The organism is Streptosporangium sp. NPDC000239 (assembly GCF_040300765.1).
Lineage (GTDB): Bacteria > Actinomycetota > Actinomycetes > Streptosporangiales > Streptosporangiaceae > Streptosporangium.
Genome location: NZ_JBEPEI010000003.1, coordinates 214,429 through 230,352 on the forward strand (window position 1 = coordinate 214,429; position 15,924 = coordinate 230,352).

General features: G+C 69.9%; 19 protein-coding genes. 14 read left to right on the forward strand and 5 right to left on the reverse strand.

Features of this window, described 5'->3' with window-relative positions; all coding sequences use genetic code 11:
- Nucleotides 1-146 precede the first annotated feature (146 nt).
- Entirely contained in the window at nt 147-1,151 is a 1,005-nt protein-coding gene (locus ABT340_RS10165; RefSeq protein WP_352010361.1) for a TIGR03617 family F420-dependent LLM class oxidoreductase, read from the reverse strand.
- A 245-nt stretch (nt 1,152-1,396) separates the two neighbouring features.
- On the opposite strand from ABT340_RS10165, the gene ABT340_RS10170 reads away from it, so the two are divergent.
- The 11 genes from ABT340_RS10170 (at nt 1,397) to ABT340_RS10220 (ending at nt 10,726) form a co-directional block, all read left to right on the forward strand.
- Nucleotides 1,397-2,941, forward strand: coding sequence for an acyl-CoA carboxylase subunit beta (locus tag ABT340_RS10170; protein ID WP_502992487.1), 1,545 nt, complete (start codon nt 1,397-1,399; stop codon nt 2,939-2,941).
- Nucleotides 2,942-2,952: 11 nt separating this feature from the next.
- Entirely contained in the window at nt 2,953-3,201 is a 249-nt protein-coding gene (locus tag ABT340_RS10175) for an acyl-CoA carboxylase epsilon subunit (protein ID WP_352010363.1), read from the forward strand.
- A gap of 4 nt (nt 3,202-3,205) precedes the next feature.
- Complete coding sequence (locus ABT340_RS10180) at nt 3,206-4,969, forward strand: acetyl/propionyl/methylcrotonyl-CoA carboxylase subunit alpha (RefSeq protein WP_352010364.1); 1,764 nt, start codon at nt 3,206-3,208, stop codon at nt 4,967-4,969.
- Nucleotides 4,970-5,082: 113 nt separating this feature from the next.
- Nucleotides 5,083-5,904: a PIG-L family deacetylase gene (locus ABT340_RS10185; RefSeq protein WP_352010365.1), complete on the forward strand. Its 822-nt coding sequence runs from the start codon at nt 5,083-5,085 to the stop codon at nt 5,902-5,904.
- 76 nt (nt 5,905-5,980) lie between these two features.
- A complete protein-coding gene (locus tag ABT340_RS10190; protein ID WP_352010366.1) occupies nt 5,981-6,892 on the forward strand; it encodes an NADP-dependent oxidoreductase in 912 nt (303 codons plus the stop codon).
- A gap of 119 nt (nt 6,893-7,011) precedes the next feature.
- A complete protein-coding gene (locus ABT340_RS10195; protein WP_352010367.1) occupies nt 7,012-7,890 on the forward strand; it encodes a lytic polysaccharide monooxygenase auxiliary activity family 9 protein in 879 nt (292 codons plus the stop codon).
- Nucleotides 7,891-7,971: 81 nt separating this feature from the next.
- Entirely contained in the window at nt 7,972-8,571 is a 600-nt protein-coding gene (locus tag ABT340_RS10200) for a DUF305 domain-containing protein (protein WP_352010368.1), read from the forward strand.
- Between the two features lie 100 nt (nt 8,572-8,671).
- On the forward strand, nt 8,672-9,520 hold the full coding sequence (locus ABT340_RS10205; RefSeq protein ID WP_352010369.1) for a MetQ/NlpA family ABC transporter substrate-binding protein: 849 nt from the start codon (nt 8,672-8,674) through the stop codon (nt 9,518-9,520).
- A gap of 96 nt (nt 9,521-9,616) precedes the next feature.
- Nucleotides 9,617-9,880 carry a DUF6458 family protein gene (locus ABT340_RS10210; protein WP_352010370.1) on the forward strand — a complete coding sequence of 88 codons (264 nt, stop codon included), beginning with the start codon at nt 9,617-9,619 and terminating at the stop codon, nt 9,878-9,880.
- A 70-nt stretch (nt 9,881-9,950) separates the two neighbouring features.
- Nucleotides 9,951-10,202 carry a DUF4235 domain-containing protein gene (locus ABT340_RS10215; protein WP_352010371.1) on the forward strand — a complete coding sequence of 84 codons (252 nt, stop codon included), beginning with the start codon at nt 9,951-9,953 and terminating at the stop codon, nt 10,200-10,202.
- A gap of 77 nt (nt 10,203-10,279) precedes the next feature.
- Nucleotides 10,280-10,726, forward strand: coding sequence for a helix-turn-helix domain-containing protein (locus tag ABT340_RS10220; RefSeq protein ID WP_352010372.1), 447 nt, complete (start codon nt 10,280-10,282; stop codon nt 10,724-10,726).
- 7 nt (nt 10,727-10,733) lie between these two features.
- Here the strand turns inward: ABT340_RS10220 and ABT340_RS10225 are convergent, their stop codons facing one another.
- On the reverse strand, nt 10,734-11,294 hold the full coding sequence (locus tag ABT340_RS10225) for an ArsR/SmtB family transcription factor (RefSeq protein ID WP_352010373.1): 561 nt from the start codon (nt 11,292-11,294) through the stop codon (nt 10,734-10,736).
- A gap of 78 nt (nt 11,295-11,372) precedes the next feature.
- On the opposite strand from ABT340_RS10225, the gene ABT340_RS10230 reads away from it, so the two are divergent.
- Nucleotides 11,373-12,857 (forward strand): alpha/beta hydrolase family protein, encoded by a 1,485-nt coding sequence (locus ABT340_RS10230; protein ID WP_352010374.1) that lies wholly within the window; start codon nt 11,373-11,375, stop codon nt 12,855-12,857.
- A 34-nt stretch (nt 12,858-12,891) separates the two neighbouring features.
- Here ABT340_RS10230 and ABT340_RS10235 read toward each other — a convergent pair whose 3' ends face one another.
- Nucleotides 12,892-13,899, reverse strand: coding sequence for an SDR family oxidoreductase (locus ABT340_RS10235; protein WP_352010375.1), 1,008 nt, complete (start codon nt 13,897-13,899; stop codon nt 12,892-12,894).
- Between the two features lie 134 nt (nt 13,900-14,033).
- Between ABT340_RS10235 and ABT340_RS10240 the strand changes: the two genes are divergently transcribed.
- Both ABT340_RS10240 and ABT340_RS10245 read left to right on the forward strand, forming a co-directional pair.
- A complete protein-coding gene (locus ABT340_RS10240) occupies nt 14,034-14,279 on the forward strand; it encodes a BON domain-containing protein (protein ID WP_352010376.1) in 246 nt (81 codons plus the stop codon).
- Nucleotides 14,276-14,989: a metallophosphoesterase family protein gene (locus ABT340_RS10245; protein ID WP_352010377.1), complete on the forward strand. Its 714-nt coding sequence runs from the start codon at nt 14,276-14,278 to the stop codon at nt 14,987-14,989. Before ABT340_RS10240 ends, ABT340_RS10245 begins: the two co-directional genes overlap by 4 nt.
- Before the next feature lie 104 nt (nt 14,990-15,093).
- On the opposite strand, the gene ABT340_RS10250 is transcribed toward ABT340_RS10245, so the two are convergent.
- Nucleotides 15,094-15,243 carry a GPGG-motif small membrane protein gene (locus ABT340_RS10250; protein ID WP_184719841.1) on the reverse strand — a complete coding sequence of 50 codons (150 nt, stop codon included), beginning with the start codon at nt 15,241-15,243 and terminating at the stop codon, nt 15,094-15,096.
- A gap of 25 nt (nt 15,244-15,268) precedes the next feature.
- The gene (locus tag ABT340_RS10255; RefSeq protein WP_352010378.1) at nt 15,269-15,769 is read right to left on the reverse strand and encodes a DUF6328 family protein; all 501 of its coding nucleotides are present in this window, start codon (nt 15,767-15,769) and stop codon (nt 15,269-15,271) included.
- Between the last annotated feature and the right edge of the window lie 155 nt (nt 15,770-15,924).

The window sequence follows — 15,924 nt, forward strand, 5'->3', positions numbered from 1 at the left end:
GCGGCTGAACCTCGGACAAGCGGCGCCGGGTCCTCATCCCCACCCGGCGCCGCTTTCCGCGTGCCGCGTCAGGAGCGTCTCCGGACGTGAAACGGGCCGGGCCACCTTCTCCAAGGTGGCCCGGCCCGTTCGCGTGCTCGGGAAGGTCAGAGCGGCGGCTGCCGTACGAGGTGGCGCAGCTCCTCGTGCAGCGGCTGCAGTGCCTCGGGCGGCAGGTCGCCCGCCTGGAAGAAGGCGATGCTGGTGGCCAGGCCGCCGAACCGCTCCCAGATCTTGGCCGCAGCCTCCTTGGGCTCGCCCACGATCGCGAACGTCTCCAGGATGTGGTCGTCGATCGCGTCGACCATCTCCGCCGCTCGGCCCGCGCCCGCCAGGCGGTACAGCTCGTCCTTCAGGCCGCCGAGCCCCTCCAGTTCCAGGACCGGGGCGTAGCTGGGGATGGAGGCGTAGTAGGCGATGGACTCCTTGGCCTGCCGTACGGCCGCGCCCAGCTCCTCCTCGGTGTTGCCGGTGGCCACGATCGGCGTCGCGTGCAGCTCGAAGCCGTCCATCGACTTGCCCGCGCCCTCCCGGGCCTCACGCAGCGCCGGGATCGTCACGTCCTCGAGCAGCCGCCGGGTGGAGATGATGTGGGCCAGGAAGCCGTCGGCCAGCTCGCCCGCGAGCTGCGTCATCATCGGGCCGACGCCGGCCACGAGGATGGGCGGCTCGCCGTAGGGGTTGGGACCCGGGTTGAAGAAGGGGCTCATCACCGTGTGGCGGTAGAACTCGCCGCGGAACCTGATCCTGCCGTCGGTGGCGAAGCACTTCCAGATGGCGCGCAGCGCCAGGATGTACTCCCGCATGCGGGGCGCGGGCTTCGACCACGGCATGCTGAACCGCTTGGTGATGTGCGTCTGGAGCTGGGAGCCGATACCGAGGGCGAAACGCCCCTTGGAGACCAGCTGCAGGTCGTTGGCGAGCATCGCGGTGGTCATCGGGTTCCTGGCGAACACGACGGCCAGGCCGGTGCGGACGGCGACCCGTTCGGTCTTCAGCGCCGCGGCGGTCAGCCCGATGAACGGGTCGTGCTGCGTCTCGGACATCCACACCGAGTCGTATCCGAGTTCCTCGGCCCGTGCCGCCCTGTCCCCGTATGCGTCCGGTGGCACGGTGATTCCGTGAAAGTCAATCTTCACAGGTGCTGTCCCCTCGTAAAAGGCATATGCCACGATCAGACCACCGACCGTGCCGCCCGGCCATGCCTCCTAAGGAATAGGCGGATACCACCTAGGGGGAAGAAGCCTTCCTATGGCCCCCGATGAATGGACAGAATTTACAGATCTGAATCCCATAGGAAGGGTAAACGGATATGACGGCGGTCGAAGAACGAAAGGTCGAGACCGCGACGCGATCCATGCGCGCGTACGCCGAGGAGCTCGCCAGGATCCAGGAGAGCGTCCGGGTCGGCCCGGGGGACGAGGCGACCAGGCGGCAGCACGCCCGGGGCAAGATGACGGTCAGGGAGCGCCTGGGGCTGCTCCTGGACGACGGCTCCTTCACCGAGGTCGAGGGTCTGCGCAGGCATCGGGCGAGCGGCTTCGGCATGGAGGCCAAGCGGCCGTACGGCGACGGCGTGGTCACCGGGTGGGGGACCATCGAGGGCCGGACCGTGTTCGTCTACGCGCACGACTTCCGCATCTTCGGCGGGTCGCTCGGCGAGGCCCACGCCCAGAAGATCCACAAGATCATGGACATGGCCTACGCCGCGGGCGCCCCGCTGATCGGGCTCAACGACGGCGCGGGGGCCCGCATCCAGGAGGGGGTCACGGGCCTGGCGGGCTACGGGGGGATCTTCCAGCGCAGTGTCCGCGCCTCGGGCGTGATCCCGCAGATCAGCGTGATCATGGGGCCGTGCGCGGGCGGGGCCACCTACTCCCCGGCGCTCACCGACTTCATCTTCATGGTCCGCGACACCGCCCAGATGTTCATCACCGGCCCCGACGTCGTCGAGGCGGTCACCGGGGAGAAGGTCACCCACGAGGAACTGGGCGGCGCGGGGGTCCACGGCACGATGACCGGGGTCGCCACCTTCGTCAGCGACGACGAGATCTCCTGCCTGGAGGACGTGCGTCACCTGGTCTCGATGCTGCCGGCGAACAACCAGGAGTTCCCGCCGGAGGCCCTGGCGGACGACCCCGAGGAGCGGCTGTGCGAGGCGCTGCTGGACATCGTCCCCGCCGACCCGAACCGCCCCTACGACATGCGCGACGTCATCGCCGAGGTGATCGACCACGGTGAGCTGGTCGAGATCCACGAGGGCTGGGCGGCGAACATCGTCTGCGGCCTCGGCCGCATCGGAGGTCACGTCGTCGGCGTCGTCGCCAACCAGCCGATGTCGTTCGCGGGTGTGCTGGACATCTCCGCCTCGGAGAAGGCCGCCAGGTTCGTCCAGTTCTGCGATGCCTTCAACATCCCGATCGTGACCTTCGTCGACGTGCCCGGCTTCCTGCCCGGCACCGACCAGGAACACGGCGGCGTCATCAGGCACGGCGCCAAGCTGCTCTACGCCTACTGCAACGCCACGGTCCCCCGTGTCCAGGTCATCGTGCGCAAGGCGTACGGCGGCGCCTACATCGTGATGGACTCCCGTTCCATCGGCGCCGACCTGTCCTTCGCCTGGCCGAGCAACGAGATCGCGGTCATGGGCGCGGACGGGGCGGCCAACGTGATCTTCCGCAGGGACATCGCCGCCGCGCCCGACCCCGCGGCCAGGCGCGCCGAACGCATCGCCGAGTACCGCGAACAGCTCATGCACCCCTACTACGCGGTCGAGCGCGGCCTGGTCGACGACATCATCGACCCCCGCGAGACCCGGATGGTCCTGGCCAGGTCGCTGGCCATGCTCAGGGGCAAGAGCGCGACCCTGCCGCAGCGCAAGCACGGCAACCCCCCGATGTGATGGGCGCCGAGATGAGTTCGGAAGACCCGCTGCTGGTCATGCGTGGCAAGCCCTCCGAGGAGGAACTCGCCGCCGTGGTCGTCGCGTTCCTGGTGTCCCGGCGGCAGGCGCGGGACGGTGGCCGTCCGCCCGCCAGGAGACCGTTCTGGGTGGCAGGCCCCGCCTACCGGGTGCCGTCGCGCCCGGTTTCCCCGCAGACGCAATCCCCACAGACAGTGCCGTCCCAGACAGTGCCGTCACAGACGGCGCGGAGAGGCTGAGCCAGTGCGCAAGGTTCTGATAGCCAACCGTGGGGAGGTCGCGGTCCGGGTCGCGCGGGCCTGCCGCGACGAGGGGATCGGCAGCGTGGCCGTCTACGCCGAGCCCGACCGGGACGCGCTCCACGTCGCGCTCGCCGACGAGGCGTTCGCGCTGGGCGGGGAGACCGCCGCGGAGAGCTACCTGGACATCGGGAAGGTGGTCGAGGCAGCCATCAGGTCGGGGGCGGACGCCGTACACCCCGGGTGGGGCTTCCTCGCGGAGAACTCCGCCTTCGCCCAGGCCGTGATCGACGCCGGACTGACCTGGATCGGGCCGCCGCCCAAGGTGATCGACGACCTCGGGGACAAGGTCTCGGCCCGCAGGATCGCCATGGCCGCCGGAGCCCCGCTCGCCCCCGGCACCGACGGGCCGGTCAGCGGCCCCGAGGAACTGGCCGAGTTCGCCGGGCGGTACGGCCTGCCGGTCGCCATCAAGGCAGCCTTCGGCGGTGGAGGCCGGGGCCTGAAGGTCGCCAGGACCCTTGAGGACATCCCGGAGCTTTACGAGTCGGCGGTGCGGGAGGCGGTCGCGGCCTTCGGCCGGGGCGAGTGCTTCGCCGAACGCTATCTCGACCGGCCCCGGCACGTGGAGACGCAGTGCCTGGCCGACACGCACGGCAACGTGGTGGTGGTCTCCACCCGTGACTGCTCGTTGCAGCGCAGGCACCAGAAGCTTGTCGAGGAGGCCCCGGCGCCGTTCCTCACCGAGGAGCAGAACCGCGTGCTGTACGAGGCGTCCAAGGCCATCCTGCGGGAGGCAGGCTACGTCGGGGCGGGCACCTGCGAGTTCCTGATCGGCAGCGACGGCATGATCTCCTTCCTTGAGGTCAACACCCGGCTGCAGGTCGAGCACCCGGTCAGCGAGGAGGTCACCGGCCTCGACCTGGTGCGTGAGCAGTTCCGCATCGCCAGGGGGGAGGCGCTCGGCTACGACGACCCGCCGGTGCGCGGGCACTCCATCGAGTTCCGCCTCAACGGGGAGGACCCGGGCCGCAACTTCCTGCCGAGCCCGGGAACCATCACCGGCTGGCGTCCCCCCTCGGGACCCGGCGTGCGCCTGGACTCGGGGGCGGAGAACGGGACGGTGCTCTGGCGGGCCTTCGACTCGCTGCTGGCCAAGCTCGTCGTCACCGGCGCCGACCGCGCCCAGGCGCTCGAACGGGCCCGGCGCGCGCTGGCCGAGTTCACGGTCGAGGGGCTGCCGACCACGCTGTCCTTCCACCGGGTCGTGGTCGAGGAACCGGCCTTCCAGGGCGAGGACGGGGCCTTCACGGTCCACACCCAGTGGATCGAGACGGAGTTCCGCGGCGGCATCGAGCCGTACCCGGAGATCCCCGCCGCCGCGACGCCGCACGCAAAGGGAGAGCCCGTCGTCGTCGAGGTGGACGGGCGCCGGGTCGAGATCGTGATCCCGGCCGGGTTCGCCGCCCCCGCCGCCCACCCCGCGACCGCCCCCGCCACGGCCAGGCGCCCCCGCAGGCAGGCGGCGAAGGGCGGCGGTACGGCGGGCGGGGCGGACGCCGTGACCAGCCCGATGCAGGGCACGATCGTCAAGGTCGCGGTCGGCAACGGCGACCGGGTCGCGACCGGGGACCTCATCGTGGTGCTTGAGGCGATGAAGATGGAGCAGCCGCTCTTCGCCCACAAGGCGGGCACCGTCGCCCAGCTCGACATGGGGGTGGGGGACGCTGTCACCGGTGGGCACGTCCTGTGTCTCCTGCACGACTGAACGGTCCGATCAGGACGGGTGTGTGCCGGTTCCGTCTCTCGCCGCGCCGCCACAGGTGCCGCCGTAGAGTGGGCGGGGCCCTTCGGCCCTCCCCTACGGAGAGGTCTGCATCCATGGAACGTGAACTGACGCTGATGGCCGTCCACGCGCACCCCGACGACGAGGTGCTCGGGACGGGTGGCGTCTTCGCCAGATACGCCGAGGAGGGCATCCGTACCGTCCTGGTCACCTGCACCAACGGTGAGCAGGGCGACGGGCCCGGCGGGGTGAAGCCCGGGGAGCCCGGGCACGACGAGGCGGCCGTCAGGGCGCGGCGGCTTGAGGAACTGAACGACTCGGTGGCCCACCTCGGGATCGAGCACGTCGAGTTGCTCGGCTACCGCGACTCGGGCATGGACGGCTGGGAGGGCAACCAGGCGAAGGACGCCTTCGCCAACGTGTCCTTCGAGGAGGCGGTCGGCAGGCTCGCCGCGTTGATGGAGCGCTACCGGCCGCAGGTCGTGGTCACCTATGACGAGAACGGCAACTACGGTCATCCCGACCACATCCAGGCCAACCGCATCGCCCTGGCCGCGGCCGAGGCGACCGGCATCCCGGACAAGCTCTACTACACCGCCGTGCCCAGGGAGCGGATCGCCGAGATGTTCGCCGCCCTGCGCGCGGCCGGTGCCGCCGAGATACAGGACCTGCCCGAGGACTTCGGCACCCCCGAGGAACTCATCACCACCGTCGTGGACGTCGCGCCGTACGTCGAACGCAAGCGCAAGGCCCTGCAGGCGCACGCGAGCCAGGGGGACAGCATCTTCCTGCTGCGCATGCCGGAGGAGGTCCAGCACAGGGCGCTGTCCTACGAGGCCTTCGTCCGTCACTTCAGCCGGGTGACCGCCGCCGCCGAGCGTGAGGACGACCTCTTCGACGGTCTCCGCGAGGCGTGAGCAGTTGACCTCAACATTGGTTGAGATTGCAGATTGGAGATCCGCACCGGCGAGTGACTGAGTGAAGGAGTGTGCGATGAGGGTTGTGGCCGTCACCGAGTTCGGCGGGCCCGAGGTGCTCAAGGTGGTCGACCTGCCGACCCCGCAGGCCGGGCCCGGCCAGGTCAGGGTCAGGGTGAAGGCGGCGGGCGTGCAGCCGTTCGACGTGGCCGTACGGCAGGGCTGGCTGCCCGCCGGGGCCACGGCCGACCTGCCCAGGGTGCCCGGCAACGAGTTCTCCGGCGTCGTGGACCAGGTGGGACCGGGGGCCGACGGGGTGGCCGTCGGCGACGAGGTGCTGGGGTTCAGCCTGCTGAACTGCTACGCCGAGTACGTCGTCGTCCCCGCAGAGAACGTCACGGCGAAGCCGGAGAACATGCCCTGGGAGGTGGCGGGCGGCTTCACCGCCGGGACGCAGACCGCCTACATCGCCCTCAGGCAGCTCGGGGTCGGACAGGGGGACACCGTCCTGGTCCACGCCGCGGCGGGCGCGGTCGGCACCGCCGCGGTACAGCTCGCCAGGCTGTGGGGCGCCACGACGGTGATCGGCACCGCGCGGCAGGAGAACCACGACTACCTGCGCGCCCTCGGCGCCGTCCCGGTCGTCTACGGCGAGGGCCTGCTCGACCGGGTGCGCGAACTGGCCCCCGGCGGGGTCGACCTCGTCCTGGACGGCGCGGGCGGCGACGCCCTCGACGTCTCACTGAGCCTGGTGCCGGGGGAGCGGATCATCACGCTGGTCGAGCACGAAAAGGCGGAGAGCCTCGGCGTCCAGCTGACCAAGGGGGTGCGCCTGGCCTCCAGGCTCGCCGAGCTCGCCGAGCTGTACGCCAAGGGGGAGCTGGCCTTCCCGGTGCGCGTGACCTACCCGCTCGACCGGGCGGCGGACGCCCACCGCGAGGTCGAGGGACGCCACGGTCAGGGCAAGGTCGTCCTGGTGACAGGGTGAATACCCGCGCGATGTAGCCGCACGGAAGGTGTTTTTAGTAAGGTTTCTTGTTAATAACGTGCTATCCGTCGGCCGTTGGACATGTCCTGCCTCCATCCCCCCATTCAGGAGGAGTCCACGTGCATCTGCGAAACAAGGCGGTGGCCGGTGCCGCCGCGCTCACTTTGGGAACCGTGCTCGCGCTGGTCCCGGCGACCGCGGCCGACGCCCACGGCAGCATGTCGAACCCACCGAGCCGCGTCTACCTCTGCAAGAACGAGGGGCCGGAGACACCCAAGTCCGAGGCCTGCAAGGCGGCTGTCGCGGCCGGTGGGACCCAGGCCATGTACGACTGGAACGAGGTCTCCCTGCTGGAGGCCGGCGGTAACCACCGCGCGCTCATCCCGGACGGCAAGCTCTGCAGCGCGGGCCGCGAGAAGTATCGCGGCCTCGACCTCCCCAGGGCCGACTGGCCCGCGACGCAGGTCTCACCGGGGCCGCTGGAGATCACCTACCACGCCACGGCTCCCCACGGCGGGAGCAACTTCGAGTTCTACATCACCAAGCAGAGCTGGGACCCCACCAAGCCGCTGAAGTGGTCGGACCTGGAGCCCCTCAAGACGTTCAACAACCAGAACCCTGTCACGTTCACCAAGTGGACGCTCAACCTCCCGCAGCGTACGGGCCGCCAGCTCATCTACTCGATCTGGCAGCGCGTCCTGTACAGCAACGAGGCCTTCTACACCTGCTCCGACGTGGACTTCGGTGGTGGGACCAACCCCTCACCCACCCCGACCGTGACGCCGACGGTGACTCCCACTGTGACGCCGACGGTGACGCCGACCGTCACCCCTACGGTGACTCCGACGAAGCAGGAGGGCGCCTGGACCTCGGGCACCTCCTACACCGCGGGCGCGACCGTGACCTACAACGGTTCGACCTACCGTTGCCTGCAGTCGCACACCGCGCTGCCCGGCTGGGAGCCGCCGAACGTCCCCTCTCTGTGGCAGCGGGTCTGACCTCGTCGGACCGGGCCTGACCCTGCCGGGTGGGGCGGTCTCGCCGCCCCGCCCGGGCACCCCCCCCAACAGGAGTTCCCCATGTTGAAACGCGTCGTCCCGCTCGTGCTGAGCGCCGTTCTCCTCGCGGGCTGCGGCTCACGCAGCCTCCAGGAACTGCAGGGCGGTGGCCAGCTGACGGTCGGGGCCGCCGCCAGCGCGGCACCCGGGCTCGTCGCGGGCCCTGACTTCAACCCGGCCGATGTGATGTTCCTGCAGATGATGCTGCCGCACGACGCCCAGGGGGCGAAGCTGGCGAAGCTCGCCGCAGGCCGGAACATCAGCGAGAACGCCAAGGTCCTGGCCGCGGCGATCGCCACCACCCAGGACGCGGAGGTGACGATGATGACCGGCTGGCTGAAGGGCTGGAAGCGTCCCACGGCCGCTCCGGCGGGCGCGCACTCCGGTCACGGAGGCCACGGGCTGAGCGACGCCCAGATCCGGATGATCTCGAAGTCCCCGGACTCCGAGTTCGAGAAGCGGTTCCTCAACGCGCTGATCTCCCAGCAGGACGACGCCATCCAGATGGCCAAGGTGGAGAAGATGGCCGGTCAGAACGCCGAGACCAAGGCGCTGGCGGACCGGATCGAGGCCTCGCGTACCGCGCAGATCGACCAGATGAAGGCGATCGTCGGCACGTGACCGGCGGGTGACCGCGTTGTCCGTCGGCAGATGATCGGGTTGTCGGCGGACCTTCGCTGTGCCATATTTCCTACTAAATCTACTGGAATTTGGGGGAAGTATGCGCAGACTGCTGGGAGTCGTGACCGGGCTGATCCTGGCCGGGACCCTCACCGCGTGCGGCGGATCACAGACGACCACGTCCGCGGCCTCGACCGGCGGAGGATCGTCGCCGAAGGCCGACACGCCGCTCAAGGTCGGCGTGAACCCCGTGCCCCACGGTCAGATCCTGAAGTTCGTCAAGGACACCCTCGCCGCCAAGGCCGGGCTGAACCTGGAGATCGTCGAGTTCACCGACTACGTGCAGCCGAACGTCCAACTCGACGAGGGACGGCTCGACGCCAACTACTTCCAGCACGTCCCCTACCTTGAGGAGTTCTCCAAGGGCAAGGGCGTCACCCTGAGCTGGGTCGCCCCGGTCCACATCGAGCCGCTCGGGCTGTACTCCAAGAAGATCGACGACATCGCCAAGCTGGCCAAGGGGGCCCAGGTCGCGCTGCCCAACGACGCGAGCAACCTGGGCCGCTCGCTCAAACTCCTCGCCGACAACGGCGTGATCACCCTCAAGGAGGGCGTGGGCGTCAAGGCCACCGAACGCGACGTGGCGGCGAACCCCAAGGAGCTGCGGTTCAGGCCGCTTGAGGCCGCCCAGCTGCCCCGCTCGCTCCAGGACGTGGACGCCGCGGTCGTCAACGGCAACTACGCCCTCGAAGCCGGGCTCCAGCCCGCGACCGACTCGCTGATCCTGGAGAAGGGCGAGGGCAACCCCTACGCCAACGGCCTGGTCACCGTCCCCGCCAAGGTCGGCGACCCCCGCGTCAGGAAGCTCGCCGAACTGCTCCAGGGCCCCGAGGTGAAGAAGTACATCCAGGACACCTACAAGGGCGCCGTCCTGCCGGCCGTACCGTAACGCTCACCTCCCCGGGTACGGCCGCACGACGCGGGGACGTTTGAGATCCGTACGGGGGATAGGGGATGGGGCGTTGGTTCAAAGGAGGGAACCCCCATGACCATCGCAGGTGGCATCATCCTCATCATGCTCGGCGCCATCCTCACCTGGGCGGTCGAGTTCGACATCGCGGGGCTCGACATCAACGTCGTCGGGGCCGTCCTGATGATCGGCGGCCTCGTGTGGCTGCTGTTCGCGATCTACCGGGTCAGGATCGCCCGCAGGGCGGTCGCGCCGACCACCACCGTGGTCGAGGAGGACCCGGTGACCCACCGTCGCGTCTACCAGGAGCGTCCCTACGACGACCCGCCGGTCGTGTGACGGCGCTTCCACGCCCCCGTCAGGTCATGGCGGGGGCGCCCGAATGTCTTTCTCAAGGAGAGGGTGAACGATGAGCAGGATCGTTTCCCGAGGGGCGGGCGTCGTGAGCGGAATGCTCGGCGGCGCCGTCGCGGGGGTCGTCTTCAAGCAGGTCTGGAAGCTCCTCGCGGGCACGGATGAGGCGCCCCAGGCGACCTCGGACGAGTACGGCTGGGGCGAGGTCCTGGCCGCGGCGGCCATCCAGGGGGCCATCTTCGGTGTGGTCAAGGCCGCCATCGACCGCTCGGCGACCAGGAGCGTGCACAGGGCCATCGGCGGATAGCCGTACGGCCTTCCCTTTCGTTTCCTGTCGCGTCGTGTGTTGAGTAGTTTGAGGAACGACAGGGAAGGGGTGGCGTGGTGTCGCGGCAGCCGTACACGGTTGAGCAGGTGGCCGACCTGCTCGGTCTGCACGTCAAGACGGTGCGTGGCTACGTGCGGGACGGCCGGCTGAGGGCGACGCGCATCGGCAGGCGGTACCGCGTCGCGCGGGAGGACCTTGAGGCGTTCACCGGGCAGCCGGTCGAGCCGCCGGCCGCTGAGACCGCCGGGACCGCCACGCGCTCCCGCCGCGTCGAGGTGTCCTGTGTCGTACAGGTCGACGCGATCGGCGTCGAGGAGACGATGCGGCTGAGCAACACCCTCATCGCCCTGGCCACCGGGGGCACCCACGACGACGGGCGGCTGCGCGTCGAGACGATCTACGACGAGGAACGGGCCAGCCTGAAGATCATCATTCTGGGCGGGGCGGAGAGCGGCGCCGAGATCCTCAGGGTGATCACCACGCTGGCGGGGGAGCGGGTGTGACCGTGGGTCACTCCTCGTCGGCGGGCAGGGCGAACAGCCTGACGAACATGGGGCGCGCGTCCGGCGGGGCGTCCTCGGCCGGGCGGTTGTACTTCATCAGCAGCGCGATGTAGGCCTCGAAGAACTCCTCGAACTCCTCCAGAGTCATCCGCCCGAGGCCGCGTGAGAGCTTGGCCCACCGGGGGTCGCGCAGGTAGGCGGCGGGGAAACGCTCGAACAGCTCGCGGTCCTCCGCGAGGTTGGCCCGGTGGAACTCGTTCAGCACGAGCCGGTCCTCCGGGGCGAGCTCCCCGGGCGCCGGCAGCCGGATGTCCCTGAGCGCCTGGGTCCTGCGCCACCAGCGCTCCCTGCCGGTCGAGCGTTCCGGGATCTCCTCGATGAACCCCGCTTTCTCCAGCTGGCGCAGGTGGTAGCTGGTCGTGCCGGTCTTGGCGTCGAGCAGCTCGCCGAGCGTGGTCGAGGTCGCGGGGCCGTGCACGCTGAGGTGCCGCAGCATGAGTCGCCGCATGGGGTGGGCCAGGGCCTTGAGCCTCACCGGGTCGAGCATCGGCGGCTTCTCATCCTTCATGATGATCAGTCTACTCCTGCAGAAGGAAATCTGCAGAGAACTGTTTGCAGAGACTTCTCTGCAAAGTATGTTCGGCATATGCGAAGAATCCTCCTGACGGCGGCGGTCCTCAGCCTGCTCGCCGTCCCCGCGACCGCCCCCGTGGCGACGGCCGCGTCCCCGCCCGCCGTACCCTCCGACCTGACATCCGTCGAGGTGAGCTTCCGTGGCGCCGGGGGACTCGCCATGCACGGCACGATCATCACCAAACCCGCCAAACCCACCGAGCCCAACGACAAGACCACCGATGAGCCCGCCGCGGGGGCTGGGCTCACCGGTGGTACGGCGGGAGCCGGACGCCCCGGCGTCGTCCTGGTGCACGGCGCGGGCACGGGGACGCCGCGCACGAAGCTGCTGGGCGAGGCCGTCGAGTTCGCCCGCCGGGGCATGGCCGTGCTGATCTACGACAAGCGGTCGACGGGCTACTCGCTCGTCCACCGGTCCTATCCGCAGCTCGCCGATGACGCGCTCGGCGCCTTGGCGACGTTGCGCTCCCAGCCGGGCGTCGATCCGGCGAAGGTCGGCATCTGGGGGCTCAGCGAAGGCGGCTGGGTCGCCCCGATCGCCGCCTCCCGGTCCAAGGACATCGCCTTCGTCGTGCTCGTCGGCGCCAACGGGCTGCCGCCGCTGCGGCAGCAGACCTGGGCGGTGGCCGCCGGACTGCGCAAGGCCGGGGTCACGGGCTCACTGATCGACCGGGCCGAGCTGAACCTCTACCGGACGATCGCCGACGGCGGCATGTTCCCCGAGCCCTACTACGACCCCGCGCCGACCCTGGCCGCGGTCCGCCAGCCGGTGCTCGCCATCTGGGGCACCCACGACCTGCTGACCCCACCGCAGGAGAGCCCGCCGGTGTTCTCCCGGGCGCTCGGGGAGGGCGGCAACCGGTACTACACGGCCCGGTTCTTCCCCGACGCCGACCACGCCGCCCACCTGACCCCCGACGGGGGCGTCACCCGGCTGCCCGAACTCGCCCCCGGCTACGCCGACCTGGTCGGCTCCTGGGTCGGGGAGGTCACGGCGGGCAGGCCACCGGCGACGAGTTCCTCGGGCCCGGCCCCCGTCCAGGCCTCACTGACCGTGCCGGTCGACCCTCCCGCCTGGTGGGAGTCGGCGCCCGCGCAGCTCGTGGCGCTGGCGCTGTTCCTGGTCGCCTTCGTCTCCTACCCGGTGGCCGCGCTGGTACGGCGCCTGCGCGGCCGGTCGAGGGCCCCGGTGACCAGGGCGGTGTGGCTGCTCAGCGCGGGCGGTCTCGTCTCGGTCATCGGCTCGTTCTGCTACCTGGTCTATCTGATGATGACCGGCGGGAAACTGGCCGCCCCCGGCCCCGTACTGCTCGGCCGCCCGCTGGTCTGGCTGGCGCTGCAGGCCGTCGCGGTCGTCTCGGCCGTCGCGACGGTCCGCCTCGCCGTGGCCTGGCGCCGTACCCGGGACTCCCTCGGCGGAGGGCAGCTCGGCCTGCTGCTGGCCGGCGGCGCGGTGTTCGTCCCGTGGGCCCTCTACTGGGGCCTGCTGCTGCCCTGACGGCCGGCACGGGCGGCGGCACAGGCGGTACGGCTCAGCGCCTGGCCCGGTGCACGGCCGTCGCGGCGGCGGCCCCACCGGCCAGGGCGAGGGCGGCCAGCCCGCGATGCCGGGACAGCCAGGCCTGGACGCTGTGCGGATGGGCGCGCTTGTCGAAGACACCGTGGGCGCCGTAGTCCCGTTCCTCGTCCGCGGGCTCCCACAGGTTGGCCACGTCGGTGGGGAACAGCGACTCGGTCTGCTGGCTTCTCCGTCCGTTGCGGGCCAGGAAACGGTCTATCAGCCCGGGGGCCAGGCGCTCTCCGAGCAGGGTCATCGCCGTCGAGGCGCCGACCCAGTACTCCCGCCGCCGTGGGTGCTCGGCGGCGAAGACGAGCGCCTTGGCGGCGACCTCGGGCTGGTAGATCGGGGGAACGGGCTGCGGATGATGCCTGAGCCTGGACAGCACCCAGGAGAACTGCGGGGTGTTCAGCGCGGGAAGCTGCACCATGGTGATCTGGACGCCGCTTCCCTCGCCCATCAGTTCGGTCCTGACCGACTCGGTGAACCCTTTGATCGCGTGCTTTGCCCCGCAGTAGGCGGACTGCAGGGGAATGCCCCGGTAGGCGAGCGCGGACCCGGCCTGGACGATCACCCCCCGGTTCCTGGGGCGCATCAGGTCGAGCGCCACCCGCGTCCCCCAGACGTAACCGAGGTAGGTGACCGCGGTCGTCCGCTCGTACTCCTCGGGCGTGATCTCGGTGAAGGGGGCGAAGACCGAGGAGAAGGCCACGTTGATCCAGACGTCGATCGGCCCCATCTCCTGCTCGACGCGTTCGGCGGCCTGCCTGACCTGCCGGTGGTCGGCGACGTCCGCCTCGTAGACCAGCCCGGTGCCTCCCGCGGCGCCCACGTCGGCCGCCGCGGAGCCCAGGCCGGCCGTCCCCCTGGCGATCAGCGCGACGGACGCGCCCCGCGCGCCGTACTCCTGGGCCACCGCCCTGCCGACCCCGCCACTCGCACCGGTCACGACCACGACCTTGTTCTTCACGGTGTCCTCCATGGTTGCCTCCTTCGCCGGTTCAGGCGCCTCCCGTACCCGAACGGCCACCGACCATGCCCTCGTCCTGGATCACCACACGTTTCGCGGAGGCTTTCCCGGGAACGCGAGGTTTTTCGGAGGAAAGGAGTTCGACGATGGAGGCTCCGCAGTACGTCGCAGCGCGTGTGCAACGCGCACTGGCCGAGGACGACAGGACCAACGAGCTCGGCATCCGGGTTGACGTCCGGGGCGGACAGCTCTTCCTGCGCGGGCAGGTCTCCGGCGACGAACGCCGAACGCTCATCGCCGACGTGGCCCACGAGGCGGCCCCGGAGCTGACGCTCCGCAACGAGATCACCGTCCTCGACGTCAGGGGCCCGGGGGAGGAGGAACGGCTGTGAGGCAACTGCGCATCGCGGCTGTGGGAGACGTCCACCTGGACGAAAGGCTCAGGGGGAGTTACCGCAAGCGCCTTGACGACGTCGAGCAACACGCGGACGTGCTGCTGCTCGCCGGTGACCTGACCCGGCACGGCACTCTGGAGGAGGCGGCCGTGGTCACCGACGAGTTCCGTGACCTGCCGGTCCCGGTGGTCGCCGTGCTCGGCAACCACGACCACCACTCCGACCGCCCCGCCGAGATCGCGGCCATGCTGTCCGACGCGGGGATCACGGTCCTGCACGACGACGCGACCGTGCTCGACATCGACGGCGTACGGCTGGGCGTCGCCGGTGGCAAGGGCTTCGGCGGAGGATACGCGGGCAAGTGCGCCAGCGACTTCGGAGAGCCCGAGATCAAGGCCTTCGTGGGACACACCAAGCGGATCGCGGAACGCTGGCGGGTGGCGCTCAAGGAACTGCAGGCCGACCGCAGGGTCGTGCTGTCCCACTACTCCCCGGTCAAGGACACCCTCGCCGGGGAACCCCTGGAGATCTACCCCTTCCTCGGCAGCTACCTGCTGGCCGAGGCCGTGGACGCCGAGGGCGCCGACCTGATCGTCCACGGGCACGCGCACGCGGGCACGGAGAAGGGTGTGACCCCCGGCGGCATCAGAGTGCGCAACGTCGCGCTGCCGGTGCTCGGCCGGGCCTACGGGGTCTACTGCCTGTAGGGCCCGAGAAGCGGCGGGCCGGACGGATCCGGCCCGCCAGGGCTTCCAGGCGCCTGCACGGCGTTCGGCGTGCGGCGTCGAAGATGGTGCGGGCGAGGCCCGCATCAAACGTTGAAGATGCTCACACCTCCGGGGCCGACGAGGAATCCGAGGACGATGAGCACGATCCCCCACAGGAGGTCGCGGCGGGCCAGGATCACATAGATCCCGGAGATGACGAGAACGACTGCGATGATCCAAAGCAAGGTAGCCATAACGGGCCCCTGCCCTCACGATTCATCACATAACATCCCTGGTCCTGTGAAGATCGATGATCGGCTGGAGAATCCAGAACCACGCACTGGACAGCGCCACGGCGCCGCCGAACAGTACGGCGGGCCAGGCGTTGATCACGGTCTCGGCCACCAGGGCGACCGAACTGGTCATCGCGATCGCCAGCCCGACGGCCCCGGCGATGCCCAGCTTGTTGGCCCGGTGCAGCATCTTCTCCTTCAGCGGGGTGCGGAACAGCAGGCGGTGCTGCGCGGCGGGGGTGATGAACAGTACGGAGGCCAGCGCGGCGCTCAGCAGCGAGATGAAGAACAGCCAGCGCCCCTCGTCCTCAAGCTTGTGGAAACCGGCGGCGAACGGAAGCGTCAGCAGGAAGGCGAACAGGACCTGCACTCCGGTCACGGCGACCCTGAGGCCCTGAAGCAGCTCGCCCAGCTCCCGGTCCACCCGCTCCTTGCGCGTCTCGTCGGTCTCCGGTTCCTCGACGTGGTCTTGTCCGGGGTCGTTCATTCAGGACTCCTTGAGCGTGGAACCCCTATACGGACGATTCCCAGCCGGCCGCCGACCTCCTCGGCGGACGGCCGGCGGCGAAGCGGTTCGTAGGGGTAAGGCTTAAGAGGGCGCTTTACCCTGGACCAGGTTTGCTATGCCTATCTGGGGATTCA